Source organism: Pseudomonas sp. (genome assembly GCF_050739775.1).
Lineage (GTDB): Bacteria > Pseudomonadota > Gammaproteobacteria > Pseudomonadales > Pseudomonadaceae > Aquipseudomonas.
In genome coordinates this window covers 26864-44438 of sequence record NZ_JBOICA010000018.1, presented here as the reverse complement: position 1 = coordinate 44438, position 17575 = coordinate 26864, and the positions used below count along the sequence as shown (strand labels likewise).

The 17575-nt window shown below is 60.6% G+C and carries 19 protein-coding genes; 13 read left to right on the top strand and 6 right to left on the bottom strand.

The annotated features are described in order from the left end of the window. The first annotated feature begins 51 nt into the window (after positions 1-51). From prlC to ACRESH_RS11485, 4 genes are all read left to right on the top strand, one after another. Positions 52-2103, top strand: a complete 2052-nt coding sequence (prlC, locus tag ACRESH_RS11500; protein ID WP_431742107.1) for an oligopeptidase A — start codon at positions 52-54, stop codon at positions 2101-2103. Next, entirely contained in the window at positions 2100-2378 is a 279-nt protein-coding gene (locus ACRESH_RS11495) for a YheV family putative zinc ribbon protein (protein ID WP_038605199.1), read from the top strand. Before prlC ends, ACRESH_RS11495 begins: the two co-directional genes overlap by 4 nt. 192 nt (positions 2379-2570) lie before the next feature. Beyond that, positions 2571-3632, top strand: a complete 1062-nt coding sequence (locus ACRESH_RS11490; protein ID WP_431742106.1) for a PA0069 family radical SAM protein — start codon at positions 2571-2573, stop codon at positions 3630-3632. A 142-nt stretch (positions 3633-3774) separates the two neighbouring features. Next, entirely contained in the window at positions 3775-4494 is a 720-nt protein-coding gene (locus ACRESH_RS11485; protein ID WP_431742105.1) for a carbonic anhydrase, read from the top strand. A gap of 53 nt (positions 4495-4547) precedes the next feature. Here the strand turns inward: ACRESH_RS11485 and ACRESH_RS11480 are convergent, their stop codons facing one another. Then, a complete protein-coding gene (locus tag ACRESH_RS11480) occupies positions 4548-5195 on the bottom strand; it encodes a hypothetical protein (protein WP_431742104.1) in 648 nt (215 codons plus the stop codon). A gap of 369 nt (positions 5196-5564) precedes the next feature. Here ACRESH_RS11480 and coxB point away from each other — a divergent pair, with 369 nt between their 5' ends. The 4 genes from coxB to ACRESH_RS11460 are packed head-to-tail and all read left to right on the top strand — an operon-like array spanning position 5565 to position 9821. Then, on the top strand, positions 5565-6692 hold the full coding sequence (coxB, locus tag ACRESH_RS11475) for a cytochrome c oxidase subunit II (RefSeq protein WP_431742103.1): 1128 nt from the start codon (positions 5565-5567) through the stop codon (positions 6690-6692). Between the two features lie 41 nt (positions 6693-6733). Next, complete coding sequence (gene ctaD, locus ACRESH_RS11470; RefSeq protein WP_431742155.1) at positions 6734-8326, top strand: cytochrome c oxidase subunit I; 1593 nt, start codon at positions 6734-6736, stop codon at positions 8324-8326. Positions 8327-8351: 25 nt separating this feature from the next. After that, positions 8352-8921 carry a cytochrome c oxidase assembly protein gene (locus ACRESH_RS11465; RefSeq protein WP_431742102.1) on the top strand — a complete coding sequence of 190 codons (570 nt, stop codon included), beginning with the start codon at positions 8352-8354 and terminating at the stop codon, positions 8919-8921. A 12-nt stretch (positions 8922-8933) separates the two neighbouring features. After that, positions 8934-9821 carry a cytochrome c oxidase subunit 3 gene (locus tag ACRESH_RS11460; protein WP_431742101.1) on the top strand — a complete coding sequence of 296 codons (888 nt, stop codon included), beginning with the start codon at positions 8934-8936 and terminating at the stop codon, positions 9819-9821. Positions 9822-9827: 6 nt separating this feature from the next. Here ACRESH_RS11460 and ACRESH_RS11455 read toward each other — a convergent pair whose 3' ends face one another. After that, positions 9828-10031, bottom strand: coding sequence for a twin transmembrane helix small protein (locus ACRESH_RS11455; protein ID WP_028942629.1), 204 nt, complete (start codon positions 10029-10031; stop codon positions 9828-9830). 63 nt (positions 10032-10094) lie between these two features. On the opposite strand from ACRESH_RS11455, the gene ACRESH_RS11450 reads away from it, so the two are divergent. From ACRESH_RS11450 to ACRESH_RS11430, 5 genes are read left to right on the top strand one after another with little or no spacing between them, the layout of a single operon-like run. Next, a complete protein-coding gene (locus tag ACRESH_RS11450; RefSeq protein ID WP_431742100.1) occupies positions 10095-10835 on the top strand; it encodes an SURF1 family protein in 741 nt (246 codons plus the stop codon). Next, the gene (locus tag ACRESH_RS11445) at positions 10801-11394 is read left to right on the top strand and encodes a hypothetical protein (RefSeq protein WP_431742099.1); all 594 of its coding nucleotides are present in this window, start codon (positions 10801-10803) and stop codon (positions 11392-11394) included. The genes ACRESH_RS11450 and ACRESH_RS11445 overlap by 35 nt, the downstream gene beginning before the upstream one ends. Positions 11395-11403: 9 nt before the next feature. Further along, positions 11404-12486: a COX15/CtaA family protein gene (locus ACRESH_RS11440; protein WP_431742098.1), complete on the top strand. Its 1083-nt coding sequence runs from the start codon at positions 11404-11406 to the stop codon at positions 12484-12486. Continuing rightward, positions 12471-13370 carry a heme o synthase gene (gene cyoE / locus ACRESH_RS11435; RefSeq protein ID WP_431742097.1) on the top strand — a complete coding sequence of 300 codons (900 nt, stop codon included), beginning with the start codon at positions 12471-12473 and terminating at the stop codon, positions 13368-13370. The genes ACRESH_RS11440 and cyoE overlap by 16 nt, the downstream gene beginning before the upstream one ends. After that, complete coding sequence (locus ACRESH_RS11430; protein ID WP_431742096.1) at positions 13367-13999, top strand: SCO family protein; 633 nt, start codon at positions 13367-13369, stop codon at positions 13997-13999. The genes cyoE and ACRESH_RS11430 overlap by 4 nt, the downstream gene beginning before the upstream one ends. A gap of 85 nt (positions 14000-14084) precedes the next feature. Here ACRESH_RS11430 and ACRESH_RS11425 read toward each other — a convergent pair whose 3' ends face one another. The 4 genes from ACRESH_RS11425 to ACRESH_RS11410 all read right to left on the bottom strand — a co-directional run bounded on the left by ACRESH_RS11425 (position 14085) and on the right by ACRESH_RS11410 (position 17516). Then, positions 14085-14855 (bottom strand): MetQ/NlpA family ABC transporter substrate-binding protein, encoded by a 771-nt coding sequence (locus tag ACRESH_RS11425; RefSeq protein ID WP_431742095.1) that lies wholly within the window; start codon positions 14853-14855, stop codon positions 14085-14087. A gap of 62 nt (positions 14856-14917) precedes the next feature. Continuing rightward, positions 14918-15589, bottom strand: a complete 672-nt coding sequence (locus ACRESH_RS11420) for a methionine ABC transporter permease (RefSeq protein ID WP_038605236.1) — start codon at positions 15587-15589, stop codon at positions 14918-14920. Beyond that, positions 15589-16596 (bottom strand): methionine ABC transporter ATP-binding protein, encoded by a 1008-nt coding sequence (locus ACRESH_RS11415; RefSeq protein WP_431742094.1) that lies wholly within the window; start codon positions 16594-16596, stop codon positions 15589-15591. The genes ACRESH_RS11420 and ACRESH_RS11415 overlap by 1 nt, the downstream gene beginning before the upstream one ends. Before the next feature lie 206 nt (positions 16597-16802). Beyond that, the gene (locus ACRESH_RS11410; protein ID WP_431742093.1) at positions 16803-17516 is read right to left on the bottom strand and encodes a PA5502 family lipoprotein; all 714 of its coding nucleotides are present in this window, start codon (positions 17514-17516) and stop codon (positions 16803-16805) included. Positions 17517-17575: the final 59 nt, after the last annotated feature.

Here is a 17575-nt window from a genome sequence, read left to right as displayed (position 1 = left end):
GCCGATTGTAATTAAGATGGTCCAGTGTTTCTTCTGCCAAGGTGTTTAACCGTGAGTGCGAACAACCCGCTACTGCAGTCTTATGACTTGCCGCCCTTCTCGGCGATCCGTGCCGAGCATGTGCAGCCGGCGATTGAACAGATCCTGGCCGACAACCGTACAGCGATTGCCGAAATCCTCAAGACCCAGGGCCAGAAGCCAAGCTGGGCCGGTCTGGTGCTGGCCATGGACGAACTCAACGACCGCCTCGGTGCTGCCTGGAGCCCGGTCAGCCACCTCAACGCCGTGTGCAACAGCGCCGAGTTGCGCGAAGCCTACGAGGCCTGCCTGCCGGCATTGAGCGCGTATGCCACGGAACTTGGTCAGAACCGAGAGCTGTTCCAAGCGTACGAAGCGCTGATCGCCAGCCCTGAAGCCGCGGGCTTCGATATCGCGCAAAAGACTATTCTCGAACACGCCCTGCGTGACTTCCGCCTGTCGGGTATCGACCTGCCGGCCGATCAGCAGCAGCGTTACGCGCAAGTGCAGAGCAAGCTCAGCGAGCTGGGCAGCCGGTTCTCCAATCAGTTGCTCGACGCCACTCAAGCCTGGACCAAGCACATCACCGACGAAGCCGCGCTGGCTGGTCTGACTGATTCGGCCAAGGCGCAGATGGCTGCTGCTGCCCAGGCCAAGGGCCTCGACGGTTGGCTGATCAGCCTGGAATTCCCCAGCTACTACGCGGTGATGACCTACGCCGAAGACCGCGCCCTGCGCGAAGAGATCTACGCTGTTTACTGCACCCGCGCCTCCGATCAGGGCGCCAATGCCGGTCAGTTCGACAACGGCCCGGTGATGCGCGAGATCCTCGATCTGCGCCAGGAACTGGCCGAATTGCTCGGTTACACCAACTTCGCCGAGCTGAGCCTGGCGACCAAAATGGCCGAGTCCAGCGACCAGGTACTGAGCTTCCTGCGTGATCTGGCCAAGCGCAGCAAACCGTTCGCCGTCCAGGACCTGGCCCAGCTCAAGGCTTATGCCGCCGAGCAGGGCTGCCCGGACCTGCAGAGCTGGGACAGCGGTTTCTACGGTGAAAAACTCCGTGAGCAGCGTTACAGCGTTTCCCAGGAAACGTTGCGTGCCTACTTCCCCATCGACAAGGTGCTGTCCGGCCTGTTCGCCATCGTCCAGCGCCTGTACGGCATCGAGATCGCCGAGCTCAAAGGCTTCGACACCTGGCATCCGGACGTGCGCCTGTTCGAAATCAAGGAGCATGGCCATCACGTCGGGCGCTTCTTCTTCGACCTTTATGCCCGCGCCAACAAGCGTGGCGGGGCCTGGATGGACGGCGCCCGCGACCGTCGCCGTACCGAAGCTGGCGTCCTGCAGAGCCCTGTGGCCAACCTGGTGTGCAACTTCACCCCGGCAGCCCCCGGCAAGCCGGCGCTGCTGACCCACGATGAAGTCACCACCCTGTTCCACGAGTTTGGCCATGGCCTGCATCACCTGCTGACCCGCATCGAGCATGCCGGTGTCTCCGGGATCAACGGCGTGGCCTGGGATGCTGTGGAGCTGCCAAGCCAGTTCATGGAAAACTGGTGCTGGGAGCCTGAAGGCCTGGCGCTGATCTCCGCTCATTACGAAACGGCTGCAGCCCTGCCTCAGGACCTGCTGGAGAAGATGCTGGCGGCGAAGAACTTCCAGTCCGGACTGATGATGGTCCGCCAGCTGGAATTTTCCCTGTTCGACTTCGAACTGCATGCCAGCCATGGCGACGGCCGTAGCGTACTGGAAGTGCTCGAAGGCATCCGCGACGAGGTTTCGGTCATGCGTCCACCGGCGTACAACCGCTTCCCCAACAGCTTTGCGCATATCTTCGCCGGTGGTTATGCCGCGGGTTACTACAGCTACAAGTGGGCTGAAGTGCTCTCGGCCGATGCTTTCTCGCGTTTTGAGGAAGAAGGCGTGCTCAACGCTGAAACCGGTCGCGCCTTCCGTGAAGCGATCCTGGCGCGCGGCGGTTCCCAGGAGCCGATGCTGCTGTTCGTCGACTTCCGTGGCCGTGAGCCGTCAATCGATGCACTCTTGCGCCACTGTGGCCTGAGTGAGGAAGTGGCGGCATGAGTGATGGGCCTGTGATAACGAAAAAACGCTTTATCGCCGGGGCGGTCTGCCCGGCGTGCAGCGAGCCGGACAAGCTGATGATGTGGAGCGAAGACAGCGTTCCGCACCGTGAGTGCGTGGCTTGCGGGTTCTCCGATACCCTCAACGAACAAGGGTTGTCGGTGCCAAAAGAGCTGGGCACCCGAGTCAACAAGGTCGAGGTCAAACCAGCCGAAGCCAAGGTGCAGACGGTGCAGTTTTTCCCCAATCCCAAGCTGAAGAAACCGGCCGAGTAAGGCTGTCGCGGCGCCCCGTTGGCACCAGGGGCATCGCGACCAATGCCGGCGTCCATTCAGGCTTTCTTTGGCCGTGCAGAATCTATCGTCAACGACGCCTAACCCACGGGTGCCTGTGACTGCTAAGCGGTACTGGAAAGGTAAAAGTACCCCGTGTACTGTATATGCAAACAGTGTGCGGGGATTCTTTCAATGTTCACTCCTCAAGGACCGCTGCGTGGGCGTGGCACCATCAGTAACCCCCACAACCGCTTCGCCCCCAACCGATCGGTGGCCGAGGATGATGGTTGGTACCAGGAAGTACCGCTGACTCAGGGCACTGAGGTGCGCATCGAGACCGCCAAAAGCATCATCACCCGCAACAACTCCCCCGACCTGCCCTTCGACCGCTCGATCAATCCTTACCGTGGCTGTGAGCATGGTTGTATCTACTGCTATGCACGCCCCAGTCACGCCTATTGGGACTTGTCCCCCGGGCTGGATTTCGAAACCAAGCTGATCGCCAAGACTAATGCCGCTGCGGTGCTCGAACAGCAACTGAGCAAGCCGGGCTATGTCTGTGCGCCGATCAACCTGGGCTCCAATACCGATCCTTACCAGCCTATCGAGCGCGAACAGAAGCTGACCCGGCGTCTGCTGGAAGTGCTGCTGCGCTATCGCCATCCGGTAACCATCGTCACCAAGGGCTCGCTGATCTTGCGCGACCTGGACCTGCTCGCCGAGCTGGCGCAGCAGCGCCTGGTGGCGGTGATGATCAGCCTGACTACCCTCGACGACGAGCTCAAGCGCACCCTGGAGCCACGCGCTGCAGCGCCCAAGGCACGGCTGCGGGCGATCCGGGTGCTGAGCGAAGCAGGCATTCCAGTTGGGGTTTTGTGCTCGCCGATGATCCCGATGATCAACGACAGCGAGCTGGAGCATCTGCTGGAGGCCGCCAAGGCCAATGGTGCCCTGAGCGCTGCTTACATGATGCTGCGTCTGCCACTGGAGGTGGCGCCACTGTTTGAGCAATGGTTGCAGGATCATTACCCGCAACGGGCCAATCATGTCCTGAGCCTGATCCGCCAGAGCCGCGGCGGCGAGTTGTACGACAGCCGCTTTGGTGCGCGCATGCGCGGCGAAGGGGTATTTGCCGAGTTGCTGGCGCAGCGATTCAGCAAGGCGATTCGCCGTCTCGGGCTTAACCAGCGCAAAGGCTATTCGCTTGATTGCACTGCCTTTTGTCCTCCTGGCGGGCAGATGTCACTGCTCTGATTTCATTCTGCCGAGTAGCGTAAAAATTCAGCCAACAACTGATGTGATTGTTGGCGCGCACAATTCATCCAAATGACATGCGCTGTTCAAATCATCAACCCGGTAACATGGACTTAACCTAAACCGTCAAAGAGGATGAATCATGCCCGTCAAGGACCCATCCAAGGCCGTTCCGGAAACACCCGCCGAGAGCGCCGATGCCGCCCTGAAGCATATAGTCGACGGCTTCCTGCGGTTTCACCACGATGTCTTTCCTGAGCAGCAGGAGTTGTTCAAGAAACTCACCACTGCACAAAAGCCTCGTGCGATGTTCATCACGTGTGCCGATTCACGCATCGTGCCCGAGCTGATTACCCAGAGCTCCCCCGGCGACCTGTTCGTCACCCGCAACGTGGGTAACGTTGTGCCGCCCTACGGGCAGATGAACGGCGGTGTGTCCACGGCCATCGAGTACGCCGTCCTGGCCCTCGGCGTACACCACATCATTGTTTGTGGGCACTCCGATTGCGGTGCCATGCGTGCGGTGCTCAACCCTCAGAGCCTCGAGAAGATGCCAACCGTGAAGGCCTGGCTACGCCATGCTGAGGTCGCCCGCACGGTGGTCGAGGACAACTGTTCCTGTGGTAGCGAGCATGAAAGCATGCAGGTGCTGACCAAGGAAAACGTCATTGCCCAGTTGCACCACCTGCGTACCCACCCTTCGGTGGCCTCGCGCCTGGCGGCCGGTCAGCTGTTCATCCACGGCTGGATCTATGACATCGAAACCAGCCAGATCGAGGCCTACGACGCCGCCAGCGACAGTTTCCTGCCCCTGGCCGCAGGCCAGCCAATCCCTTGCGCAACACCGAGAGGGCGCTACTAAGTATTTCTGCCCCGATTCGTGGGGCGGATTTATCCGCCCACAATTAATATTGGTCAAGCCGACTGATCCAGCTCCAGCCCCACACCCAACTGCCGCGACAGGCAAGGCCAGCGCTTCCACGCGGCGCCTGTGTCCGGGCTGCTGAGTTTGTCGCGGTATTGCTCGACCGACTCCAGGGCAAAGCTCTCTTCATTAAGCATCTCATCCACCGAGTGGTGCACCACTTCATCCAGCTGGTTGGCGAATTCTTCGCCGATCAGTTGGTGAGCGATCAGGTTGGCCACGGTGGTGTCCAGCGGGATTAGCGGCTGCTGGAAGTGCTTGATGTACAGGTCGTTCACTTCTTCCACCAGGCGGTGCGCCAGGTAGGCTTCGTCCAGCAGGCATCCCAGGCCCAGATGGGGGTTGGTGATGGCTGGCGGTTGCAGGAAATATTGTTCAGCGATTTTCAGCACTGGCTTGATCTGCGATTCGATACCGGCTTCACGGGCGACTTCATTGGCCGCCTCGAGCATTTCCGGAACCTGTTCGATGTAGGCGCTGACGAAACGGGCCAACGCGCCTTGGGCGTCGATTTCCGGCAGCTGGATCGAAGGATGCAGGTGCGGCAGTTGTTTGATGAGTTGCTCTTTCAGTTGGCCGGTTTCGGTCTCATGTTGATGGGCACGGGTGATCTGCTCGCGCAAAGCGGCGATGTTCATGACAACTCCAGGGTAAAGGCGTGACAAACGGAAGACATAAGGTAGCTCGGTTCTGTAAACCGCTAAGACGTATTTGGCATAATCGCTACACACTTATAGTTAATAGTTATATACAAATACCATCATCATGCCCTCGCGCCAGTTAAACCGCGGCTTGGCGCGCAAACGTTCAACTGCGCCTGTTTGAATTCTGTTATCGCGTTGCGTGGTCGAGGTCGCTGTCTATACTCCGGTTTGAAAGTGATTCGCTGATGAGGCCCGACTGCAGTTCGCAGGGGCTCGGTCGTCGAAGTTCGCAGTCTTGACCACCGTACCCTTAGCCGTAGGTCCACGCCTCCGGGATAACAAGAACGATAAGGGGAACCCGCAATGATGCGACATCCACACGTCTGGATGGGCCTCCTGTTGTGGTCGGTATTCGGTCAGGCCAACGCCGCCTGGACCGTGAACATGGCGCCAGGGGCGACTGAAGTCAGCAACGCAGTGTTCGACCTGCACATGACCATCTTCTGGATCTGCGTGATCATCGGCCTGGTGGTCTTTGGCGCGATGTTCTGGTCGATGATCATCCACCGTCGTTCCACCGGCCAGCAGCCGGCGAATTTCCACGAGCACACCTGGGTCGAGATCATGTGGACGGTAGTACCGTTCCTGATCCTGGTGGCCATGGCCATTCCGGCGACCAAGACCCTGATCGATATCTACGATGCCAGTGAGTCGGATGTGGATATCCAGGTCACCGGCTACCAGTGGAAGTGGCATTACAAATACCTGGGCCAGGACGTCGAGTTCTTCAGCAACCTGGCCACCCCCGCCGAGCAGATCCACAACCAAGCCCCCAAAGACGAGCATTACCTGCTCGAAGTCGACCAGCCGCTGGTGTTGCCGGTGGGGGCCAAGGTGCGCTTTCTGGTGACGGCCGCTGACGTTATCCACTCCTGGTGGGTGCCGGCCTTTGCGGTCAAGCGTGACGCCATTCCCGGCTTCGTCAACGAGGCCTGGACGCGGGTCGAGAAGCCGGGCATCTACCGCGGCCAGTGCACTGAGCTGTGCGGCAAGGACCACGGCTTCATGCCGGTGGTGGTGGAGGTCAAGGCCAAGGCTGATTACGACACCTGGCTTGCTGAGCGCAAGGCTGAGGCAGCCAAGCTCAAGGAGCTGACCAGCAAGGAATGGACCCTGCAGGAGTTGGTCGAGCGCGGTGACAAGGTTTATCACACCGCCTGCGTGGCCTGTCACCAGGCCGAAGGCCAGGGCCTGCCGCCGATGTTCCCGGCGCTCAAGGGCTCGAAGATCGCCACCGGGCCCAAGGAAGAGCACTTGAACCTGGTTTTCCACGGCAAGCCGGGCACCTCCATGGCCGCGTTCGGCAAGCAGCTGTCGGAAGTGGATATCGCCGCGGTCGTGACCTACGAACGCAACGCCTGGGGCAACAACAAAGGCGACATGGTCACGCCAAAAGACGTGCTGGCGATCAAACAGGTGGAAAGCAAATGAACCAGCCCATCGAGCGTTCACCGGATACCGGGAGAGTGGACATGAGTGCAGCGATCGACGATCACGTTCATGCCGGCCATGAGCACGCCCACGGACCGGCCAAGGGCCTGATGCGCTGGGTGCTGACCACCAACCACAAAGACATCGGCACCCTGTACCTGTGGTTCAGCTTCATCATGTTCCTGCTCGGCGGCTCCTTCGCCATGGTGATCCGCGCCGAGCTGTTCCAGCCCGGCCTGCAGATCGTCCAGCCGGAATTCTTCAACCAGATGACCACCATGCACGGCCTGATCATGGTCTTCGGCGCGGTGATGCCTGCCTTCGTCGGCCTGGCCAACTGGATGATCCCGCTGATGGTCGGCGCGCCAGACATGGCTTTGCCGCGGATGAACAACTTCAGCTTCTGGTTGCTGCCGGCAGCCTTTGCGCTGCTGATTTCGACCCTGTTCAGCCCTGCTGGCGGGCCCAATTTCGGCTGGACGTTCTACGCGCCACTATCGACCACCTACGCACCGGAAAGCGTGACCTTTTTCATCTTCGCCATCCATCTTATGGGCATCAGCTCGATCATGGGCGCGATCAACGTCATCGCCACCATCCTCAACCTGCGTGCCCCGGGCATGACCCTGATGAAGATGCCGCTGTTCGTCTGGACCTGGCTGATTACTGCGTTCTTGTTGATCGCGGTGATGCCGGTGCTGGCCGGTGTGGTGACCATGATGCTGATGGACATCCACTTTGGCACCAGCTTCTTCAGTGCTGCCGGTGGCGGTGATCCGGTGTTGTTCCAGCATGTGTTCTGGTTCTTCGGCCATCCCGAGGTGTACATCATGATCCTGCCGGCGTTCGGCGCGGTCAGTGCGATCATCCCGGCGTTCTCGCGCAAGCCGCTGTTCGGCTATACCTCGATGGTCTACGCCACCGGTTCGATTGCCTTCCTGTCCTTCATTGTCTGGGCCCACCATATGTTCGTGGTCGGTATCCCGGTGGTCGGCGAGCTGTTTTTCATGTACGCCACCATGCTGATCGCGGTGCCAACCGGGGTGAAGGTGTTCAACTGGGTCAGCACCATGTGGGAAGGCTCGCTGACCTTCGAGACGCCGATGCTGTTCGCCATTGCCTTCGTCATCCTGTTCACCATCGGCGGCTTCTCCGGGTTGATGCTGGCCATCGCCCCGGCGGACTTCCAGTACCACGATACCTACTTTGTGGTTGCCCACTTCCACTACGTACTGGTGCCTGGGGCGATCTTCGGGATTTTTGCCTCGGCCTATTACTGGCTACCGAAATGGACCGGGCACATGTATGACGAAACCCTGGGCAAGCTGCATTTCTGGTTGTCGTTCATCGGCATGAACCTGGCCTTTTTCCCGATGCACTTTGTCGGCCTTGCCGGCATGCCGCGCAGGATTCCGGACTACAACCTGCAGTTCGCCGACTTCAATATGGTCTCGTCGATAGGCGCTTTCATCTTTGGCGCCACGCAGATTTTCTTCCTGTTCATCGTCATCAAGTGCATTCGCGGTGGCGCCCCGGCACCGGCCAAACCCTGGGACGGTGCCGAAGGATTGGAGTGGTCGGTGCCGTCACCGGCGCCCTATCACACCTTCCAGACCCCACCGGAAGTGAAATGAACGGCGAACGCCGGAGGATCAGCCAATGAGTGAAGGGATCTCGCTCAAACGCCTGGTGTTGCGGCTGATGCTGCTGACCGTGGTGATGTTCGCCTTCGGCTTTGCCCTGGTGCCGATCTACGACGTGATGTGCAAGGCCTTCGGCATCAACGGCAAGACGGGTGGGCAATACCAGGGCAGCCAGGTCAGCGACCCGGACCGCAAGGTAAAGGTGCAGTTCATGTCGACCAATGCCAGCGACATGGTCTGGGAGTTTTACTCCACTGCCGATCAAATCGACGTCAATCCCGGTGCGGTCAACCAGATGATCTTCGTTGCCCGTAATCCGACGGACAAGCCGATGAGCGCCCAGGCCATTCCGAGCATCACCCCGGCGCAAGCGGCGGCGTACTTTCACAAGACTGAATGCTTTTGCTTTACCCAACAGGTGCTGCAACCGGGGGAACGCATCGAGATGCCGGTGCGCTTCATTGTCGACCGCGACCTGCCCAAGGACGTGAAACACCTGACGCTGGCTTACACGCTGTTCGATATCACCGCTCGCCACCCGCCGGTTGCACACCTGGCGGGCCATGACACACAGGGCGCCCGATAAGGAGAACACTCAATGGCTTCGCATGAGCACTATTACGTACCGGCGCAAAGCAAGTGGCCGATCATTGCCACGGTCGGCATGTTCATCACGGTGTTTGGCCTGGGCACCTGGTTCAACGACCTCAAGGCCGGGCGCCCCGAGTCTTATGGGCCGTGGATCTTCTTCTTCGGTGCGCTGTGCCTGGCCTACATGCTCTTCGGCTGGTTCGGCGCGGTGGTCAAGGAGAGCCATGCCGGGCTTTACAGCCCGCAACTTGACCGCTCGTTCCGCTGGGGCATGTCCTGGTTCATCTTTTCCGAGGTGATGTTCTTCATCGCTTTCTTCGGTGCGCTGTTTTATGTGCGTAACCTGGCCGGGCCCTGGTTGGGGGGTGATGGCGCCAAGGGCGTGACGCACATGCTGTGGCCGAACTTCGAGTTTGCCTGGCCTTTGCTCAATACCCCAGACCCGAAACTGTTCCCGCCGCCCAAGGACATCATCGACCCCTGGCACTTGCCGCTGATCAACACCATTCTGCTGGTCAGCTCCAGCGTCACGGTGACCATCGCCCACCACGCCTTGCGCAAGGATCACCGTGGCGCACTGAAATGCTGGCTGGGGCTGACCATTGTGCTTGGGCTCGTCTTCCTGATACTGCAGGCCTACGAGTATCACGAGGCCTACACGGAACTCGGCCTGACCCTGGGTTCGGGTATCTATGGCGCGACCTTCTTCATGCTCACGGGGTTTCATGGCGCCCACGTGACCATGGGCACCCTGATTCTGTTTGTGATGCTGGTGCGGATCATGCGCGGGCACTTCAACCCGGACAAACACTTCGGCTTCGAGGCGGCCAGTTGGTACTGGCATTTTGTCGATGTGGTCTGGGTGGGGCTGTTTATCTTCGTTTACGTGCTGTAGCCGTGTTCAGAACGGCGCGTGGGACACCAACTGGCCGCTATAGAAGCCCCAGGTGATCAGCGCCAGGGTCAGCGCGGCGAGTGTGACCCGGACGGTCAGGGCTTTGAGCAGACGTGTGGAGTGCCCGTCGTCCTTGACCAGAAAGAACAGGCCACTGAACAGGCTGGCGATGGTGGCCAGCAGCATCAGGACAATCGCAGCTTTCAGCATGGCGAAACTCCGAGGGGATGCATCGATGAGCTTAAGTATAGCGACTGACCATGGGGTGACCGGGTGAAGCCATTTCGCCCAGGCTGGGTGCCGACCCTGGTGGTGCTGATGCTGTTGCCCGGGCTGATTGCGCTGGGCTGCTGGCAATTGGCGCGCGCGCAGGAAAAGCGTGAACTACTTGCCAGTTATGCCGAGCGCCAGGCCGGCGAAGCGTTTGCCGCCACACAGCTGCTTCGGCTACAGGACCCGGCGTATCGCCGGGTACATCTGTTCGGTCATTTCGATGCAGAGCACAGCCTGTTGCTGGACAACCGCATGCGCGATGGCCAGGTCGGCGTCGAACTACTGCAGCCCTTTCTCGACCAGGCCAGCGGGCTCTGGTTGCTGGTCAATCGTGGATGGTTACCCTGGCCGGACCGCCGTAACCCGGTGCAGTTCACTACCCCAGAACAGACGTTGAGCCTGGATGCCTGGGTGTATGTCGTCCCCGGGGCCACCTTTCAATTGCATGCCGACCCTGAAGGCGGTAGCTGGCCGCGGCTGCTGACGGCCATTGATGCCAGCCATTTCTGGTCGCAACTGTCCCGCCAAGGTTTCTCTCACGAATTACGGCTGCAACCGGGCCCGGCCAGCTACCGGCTGGACTGGCCGGTGGTCGCCATGGGGGCGGAAAAACACCTGGGCTACGCCGTGCAGTGGTTTGCCCTGGCGCTGGCATTGGTCCTGCTCTACTTCTACTTCGGCTGGCATAACAACAAGGAGAAACAGCATGGGAGCCGTCACGAGTCCACTCAACATGTCTGAAGGCAAGGCGCCGCCAGGGCGCGCTCGCGGGCGTCTGCAACTGATCCTGATCCTGCTGGTGGTCCTCGGCCCGATGCTGCTGGCCACCGCCATGTATAAGCTACAGTTCTGGGTACCCGACAGCCGCAGCTATCACGGCGAAATGATCGCTACCGGCCAGAGCCGTGCCGACCTTGGGGTCAGTGCGGATGAGCAGCGCTGGCAGTTACTGGTCAGCGCACCCAAGGACTGCGGGCTGGACTGCCAGCAACTGGTGTACCTGGCCAGGCAAATCCAGATCGGTCTGGGGCGTGATGCCAGCCGCGCCAGCCACGCGCTGGCGACTACCCGGTCATTGACTGCCGACTACCAGGCCCGACTTGAGCGTGAGTACCCACAGCTGCAACGCTATCCACTGGACCCGGGCAAGTACGAGGCGGTGAGCCAGGGCAGGCAGGATGCGCAGCTGTGGATCGTCGACCCCCACGGCAACCTGGTGCTGCGCTACGACGCCAGGGTCAAGGGCAAGGACTTGCTCAATGACCTGCGCCATCTGCTGAAACTGTCCAACATCGGCTAGGACATCACCATGGCCAGACCCGGATTTCGCCTTGCTGTGTTTGCCACCCTGCTAGCACTGGTTGTGGTCCTGCTCGGTGCCTATACCCGCCTCACCCATGCTGGCCTGGGCTGCCCGGACTGGCCAGGTTGCTACGGTTTCATCAGCGTGCCCAAGACCGAGGCCCAGCTGGCCCATGCCGAACTGCACTTCCCCGATACGCCGGTGGAGGAACACAAGGGCCGCAACGAGATGGTCCATCGTTACTTCGCCGGCACTTTGGCATTGGTTATCAGCCTGCTTGCCTGGCAGGCATGGCGTCGCCATGGCCGCGAAGGTCAGCCTTATCGTCTGCCTCTGCTGCTGCTCGGTGTGGTGCTCGCCCAGGCAGCTTTCGGCATGTGGACGGTGACCCTCAAACTGTGGCCGCAGGTGGTCACTGCACATCTATTAGGCGGCTTTGCCACCTTGAGCCTGATATTCCTGCTGAGCCTGCGCTTGTCGCGGGCATTCGCCCCCCTGCCCAAGTTGCCGCTGAGCGTGCGGCGGGTGGCGGCGCTGGCGTTGCTGGTGGTGATCGGCCAGATCACCCTGGGCGGTTGGGTCAGCGCCAACTACGCGGCAGTGGCCTGTATCGATCTACCCACCTGTCATGGCCAGTGGTGGCCACAGGCAGACTTCGCCAACGGCTTTCATCTCACCCAGCACATCGGTCCCAACTACCTGGGCGGGCAGTTGGACAGTGATGCACGCACCGCCATCCACCTCAGCCACCGCATGGGCGCGTTGCTGGTGACCTGCGTGCTGTTGATGTTGAGTTGGAAGCTGCACCGCCACGGCCTTGGCAAGTTGGCGCGCCTGGTGTTGCTGGCGTTGGCTGTGCAGATCGGCCTGGGGATCAGCAATGTGCTGTTTCACCTGCCCTTGCCAGTGGCCGTGGCGCATAACGCCGGGGGGGGCCTGCTGTTGCTGTGCATGGTGCTGGTCAATTACCGCATTCGCCTGGTGGCCAAGGCCAAGGTTCGCCGGGTCAGCCAGGGCTGGCGCCTGACACCGCTGGGCAGTGGTGCTGTCGTTCATTATCTGGGAGATAACTCATGGCGACGCTTCTGAGCGAGCGCAGGCTCCAGGCCGGTTGGCGCGACTATCTGGAGCTGACCAAGCCCAAGGTAGTGGTACTGATGCTCATCACTTCCCTGGTCGGCATGTTTCTCGCCACCCGTGCTGGCGTGCCCTGGACCATCTTGCTGTTCGGCAACCTGGGCATTGCCTGCTGCGCCGGTGGCGCCGCAGCGGTCAACCACGTGGTGGACCGGCGAATCGATGCGTTGATGGCCCGTACGCACAAACGCCCCTTGGCTGAAGGCCGGGTGGCGCCCGCAGCCGCCCTGACCTTCGCCTTGCTGCTGGCGCTGCTGGGCATGGTCTTGCTGCTGGTCTTTACCAATGCCCTCACTGCCTGGCTGACCCTGGCCTCGCTACTGGGCTATGCGGTGATCTATACCGGCTTTCTCAAGCGTGCCACGCCGCAGAACATCGTTATTGGCGGACTGGCTGGCGCGGCACCACCGCTGCTGGGGTGGGTGGCGGTCAGCGGCCACGTCAGTGCTGAGCCGCTGCTGCTGGTACTGATCATATTCGCCTGGACCCCACCGCATTTCTGGGCCCTGGCCATTCACCGCAAGGAAGAGTACGCCAAGGCTGATATCCCGATGTTGCCGGTGACCCACGGCGAGCATTACACCAAGGTGCACATCCTGCTTTACACCCTGGTGTTGCTGGCAGTGAGCCTGCTGCCCTACGCCATTCACATGAGCGGGCCGCTCTACCTGGTGTGCGCCGTGGTACTGGGCGTACGCTTCCTGCAATGGGCCTGGGTGTTGTACCGTGGCAGTCGGCCGCACGCGGCGATCAAGACCTTCAAGTACTCTATTGGGTACCTGTTTATGCTGTTCATCGCGCTGCTTGTTGATCACTACCTACTGTTGAACCTATGACTCGAACCCAGAAAACCGTCTTCATCCTCGTTGCCCTGGTCGCCGTGATCCTCGGGCTTACTATCAACAAGGTGCTCAATGGCCGCAGTGAAGGCAATCCGACCGAGCTGATCGATGCCGGCATCATCCTGCTGCCGCAGAGCCGTACGGTGCCGAGTATCGAGATGACCGACGAGAAAGGTCAGGCCGTGGCGGTGGACGAGCTCAAAGGCAAGTGGTCGTTGCTGTTCTTTGGCTACACCTTCTGCCCGGACATTTGTCCGACCACCCTGGCGCAATTGCGCCAGGTGAAAAGCGAACTGCCCAAAGAGGCCGTGGAGCGGCTGCAAGTGGTGTTGGTGAGTGTCGACCCGAACCGCGATACCCCGGCACAGCTGCAGCAGTACCTGGGCTACTTTGACAAGGATTTCCGAGGCCTGACCGGCTCACTGGATAATCTGCAGAAGCTGGCCAATGCGCTGAGTATTCCGTTCATTCCGGCCGATACCAGCAAACCGAACTACACGGTTGACCACAGCGGCAACCTGGCGCTGCTGGGGCCGGATGGCAAGCAGCGTGGCTTTATTCGTGCGCCGTTCAACAATCAGAAGCTGGTGGCGCAGTTGCCTGGGTTGCTTAAGCGCGACTGAAAGCATCGCGGGGCAAGCCTGCTCCCACCGGACCTGTGGGAGCGGCGGTGCGGCGACCCGACTTGCCCCGCGATAGTATGTTGAATCAGAACGCCGGCTTGACCGCGCCCTTGTACTTCTCTTCGATGAACTTCTTCACTTGCGGGGTGTGCAGGGCTGCAACCAGCTTCTTCACCGCCTCGGCATCCTTGTTGTCTTCACGGGTTACCAGGATGTTCACGTACGGCGAGTCGCTGCCTTCGATGACCAGTGCGTCCTTCTCGGGGTTCAGCTTGGCTTCCAGCGCGTAGTTGGTGTTGATCAGCGCCAGGTCGACCTGGGTCAGCACACGCGGGATGGTCGCCGCTTCCAGCTCACGGAATTTCAGGTTCTTGCTGTTCTCGGCGATGTCTTTGACGGTCGAGAGGATGTTGGTGTTGTCCTTGAGCTTGATCACGCCCGCCTTATCCAGCAGCAGCAAGGCACGGCCGCCGTTGGTGGCGTCGTTGGGGATGACAACGGTGGCGGTCGATGGCAGCTCATCGAGCTTCTTGTACTTGCTCGAATAGGCGCCCAGGGGCTCCAGGTGTACACCGGCAACGCTGACCAGCTTGGTGCCCTTGGCCTTGTTGAACTCATCCAGGTACGGCTGGTGCTGGAAGAAGTTGGCGTCCAGACGTTTCTCGGCAACCTGCACGTTCGGCTGGATGTAGTCGGTGAAGACTTTCACCTTCAGGTCCACGCCTTCTTTGGCCAGGGCCGGTTTGACGAACTCGAGGATCTCGGCGTGCGGCACCGGGGTAGCCGCAACGGTCAGGCTCTCGGCCTGAGCGGAGAAGGCCGCAACGGCGGCGGCGACAGCAAGCAGCTTTTTCATCAAATCACTCCTTGTGAGGGCCGATCCGGCCCCCGGTGCGTCGGCATTGCCGACCCATGGGGTTACTTACGGGAAAAATGCACAACCAGTTTGTCGCCCACGCTCTGCAGTACTTGAACCAGTATCAGCAGCAGGACTACGGTGACCACCATCACGTCGGTCTGGAAACGTTGGTAGCCGAAGCGGATCGCCAGGTCACCGAGGCCGCCCGCCCCCACCACACCGGCCATGGCGGTGTAGGACACCAGGGTAATGGCGGTGACGGTGATCGCCGCGAAGATGCCCGGACGTGCCTCGGGCAGCAAGGCATTGGTGATGATCTGGCGCGTGGTGGCGCCCATCGATTGGGTCGCTTCGATAATGCCGCGATCAACCTCACGCAAGGCAGTTTCCACCAGACGGGCGAAGAACGGCGTAGCCCCCACCACCAGTGGTGGGATTGCCCCGGCGACGCCCAGCGAGGTGCCGGTGATCAGCACGGTGAACGGAATCATCACGATCAGCAGGATGATGAACGGCAGCGAGCGCAGCACGTTGACCACCAGCGACAGCAGCGCATACACGCCTTTCTGCTCGAACAACTGGCGCGGGCCGCAGAGGAACAGCAGCACACCCAGTGGCAGGCCGAGCAGCACGGTGAAGAACAGCGAGCCGAACAGCATGATCATGGTGTCGATAGTCGCCAGCCAGATTTCGGCCCAGTCGACGTTGGCAAAGAAACTCAAGGCGTCCATCAACGCAGTACCTCCATATGAACATCAGCCGCCGTGAAGCGGGCGAAGGCCGCTACCATGTCGCCGCCAGTGACGGCCAGGGTCAGCTGCCCATACGGGGTATCCTTGATACGGTCGATGCGGCCGGCGAGGATGCTGTAGTCCACGCCCGTTTCGCGGGCTACGGTGCCCAGCAACGGCGCGTAGGTAGAGTCGCCCTGGAAGGTCAGGCGCACGATGCGGCCCGGCACATGGGCGAAGTCGTCGCGCTGTTCGTTCTCGTCGATCTGTTCGTCTTCCTGGACGAAACGCTTGGTGGTCGGGTGTTGCGGATGCAGGAATACATCGGCCACCGGACCCTGTTCGACGATCTGCCCGGCGTCCATTACCGCAACCCGGTCACAGACCCGGCGGATCACGTCCATTTCATGGGTGATCAACACGATGGTCAGTTTCAGTTCGCGGTTGATCTCTGCCAGCAATTGCAGGACCGAGGCAGTGGTCTGCGGATCGAGTGCGCTGGTGGCTTCGTCGCAGAGCAGGATTTTCGGCTTGGTCGCCAAAGCACGGGCAATGCCGACGCGTTGCTTCTGGCCACCGGACAACTGTGCCGGATACTTCTTCGCGTGTTCGGACAGACCAACTCGGGCCAGCAGCTCGCTGACCCGGGTGTCGATCTCCTTGCGCGACAGCTCGCCGGCCAGGGTCAGTGGCAGCGCGACGTTGTCGGCCACGGTTTTGGACGCCAGCAGGTTGAAGTGCTGGAAGATCATCCCGACTTGCTGGCGGAAGCGCCGCAGGTCGTTGGCGTTGAACGCGGTGACATCTTCACCGTCAACGATGATCTTGCCGCCGCTTGGGGCTTCCAGGCGGTTGATCAGGCGCAGCAGGGTACTTTTACCGGCGCCGGAATGGCCGATCAGTCCGAACACCTGGCCGTTTTCGACACTCAGGTTGGTCGGGTGCAGCGCGGGGATGTCCCTACCGGCAACGCGGTAGGTTTTATGCACATTTTGAAACTCGATCACGTAGCGAACCTTGTGGGGCGCATGAAATTTGGGTCAGCGGTTAGCCGGGGCGCGCATTTTAGCCTGTTCGTATAGAGGTTCTTAGCATTTATTTTGCAATTGACCAATGCTACGGGAATAGCGCGATCAGTGGTCAGCCTGAATGAACGCTCGCCGAGCCCGGCCAGTATCGGGCGTGGTGGCGGGTGGGTGCGCCACCCACTCACTCAGGGACGGCGCGGAATCAGAACCGCCTGGGCAGGCTGGTTGCGATGGATTTCGTGGGATTGCTGCAGGGCGAATTCACTGTCGAGCTTATGAACGCGCTTGCCCAATAGTGTCTTGAGCCACGGGGCGTCATCCTTGCGTGGTACCTGGAACACCACGTCGCACTGGTAGTTCACTACATCAGTGGCGATGTCATCCAGCTGCCTGCGCATTTCGCGAATATTGGTGGTTTTCAATGCCACGACGGTGCTTGCTGCGGTCGGGTCGATAAGCTTGGCCGCAGGACGTGCTTCCGCCGCTTTGAGGGCCGCTTCGGCTTTGTCCAGTTCAGCCTTGCGGGCCTGGGCGATGGCGCCATTGACGCCACCGGTTAATGCCGGAGCTTTGGGCATCAGTGCACGGGCACGGCTCAGGGCGGTGGCCGCAGCGTTGACGTCACCTTTTTGCAGAACGATCTGGCTGCGTTGCAGGTAGGCTTCGGCCAGCTGCCGCTGGTACTGCTCGACCCGGATGTCATTGGGCGCCTGGGCTTGCAGCGCGGCCAGCTGATCTTCGGCGGTGGCCAGCTCACTGCTGGCGATGCTTTGCTCCAACTGCTGCCAGGCATCGGCTTGAGCAGGCGTGGCAGCGTTATCGGTCGGGGTGCTGGAGCACGCAGCGAGGATCAGCGAAAACGCGGCAAGGAGCAGATAACGGGAGGCGAACGGCTTCATTCCTGCGACTCTCTATTTGCGCAAAAAGCGAGCAAGTCTACACCCAGTCCGCAGACTCG

Coding starts and splice junctions, on each gene's coding strand:
- ACRESH_RS11440 (WP_431742098.1), top strand. CDS start 11,404: ATGGCCAGACCCGGATTTCGCCTTGCTGTGTTTGCCACCCTGCTAGCA.
- ACRESH_RS11460 (WP_431742101.1), top strand. CDS start 8,934: ATGGCTTCGCATGAGCACTATTACGTACCGGCGCAAAGCAAGTGGCCG.
- ACRESH_RS11485 (WP_431742105.1), top strand. CDS start 3,775: ATGCCCGTCAAGGACCCATCCAAGGCCGTTCCGGAAACACCCGCCGAG.
- ACRESH_RS11420 (WP_038605236.1), bottom strand. CDS start 15,589: ATGGACGCCTTGAGTTTCTTTGCCAACGTCGACTGGGCCGAAATCTGG.
- ACRESH_RS11445 (WP_431742099.1), top strand. CDS start 10,801: ATGGGAGCCGTCACGAGTCCACTCAACATGTCTGAAGGCAAGGCGCCG.
- coxB (WP_431742103.1), top strand. CDS start 5,565: ATGATGCGACATCCACACGTCTGGATGGGCCTCCTGTTGTGGTCGGTA.
- ACRESH_RS11495 (WP_038605199.1), top strand. CDS start 2,100: ATGAGTGATGGGCCTGTGATAACGAAAAAACGCTTTATCGCCGGGGCG.
- ACRESH_RS11455 (WP_028942629.1), bottom strand. CDS start 10,031: ATGCTGAAAGCTGCGATTGTCCTGATGCTGCTGGCCACCATCGCCAGC.
- ACRESH_RS11430 (WP_431742096.1), top strand. CDS start 13,367: ATGACTCGAACCCAGAAAACCGTCTTCATCCTCGTTGCCCTGGTCGCC.
- cyoE (WP_431742097.1), top strand. CDS start 12,471: ATGGCGACGCTTCTGAGCGAGCGCAGGCTCCAGGCCGGTTGGCGCGAC.
- ACRESH_RS11490 (WP_431742106.1), top strand. CDS start 2,571: ATGTTCACTCCTCAAGGACCGCTGCGTGGGCGTGGCACCATCAGTAAC.
- ACRESH_RS11480 (WP_431742104.1), bottom strand. CDS start 5,195: ATGAACATCGCCGCTTTGCGCGAGCAGATCACCCGTGCCCATCAACAT.
- ACRESH_RS11410 (WP_431742093.1), bottom strand. CDS start 17,516: ATGAAGCCGTTCGCCTCCCGTTATCTGCTCCTTGCCGCGTTTTCGCTG.
- ACRESH_RS11465 (WP_431742102.1), top strand. CDS start 8,352: ATGAGTGAAGGGATCTCGCTCAAACGCCTGGTGTTGCGGCTGATGCTG.
- ACRESH_RS11425 (WP_431742095.1), bottom strand. CDS start 14,855: ATGAAAAAGCTGCTTGCTGTCGCCGCCGCCGTTGCGGCCTTCTCCGCT.
- ctaD (WP_431742155.1), top strand. CDS start 6,734: ATGAGTGCAGCGATCGACGATCACGTTCATGCCGGCCATGAGCACGCC.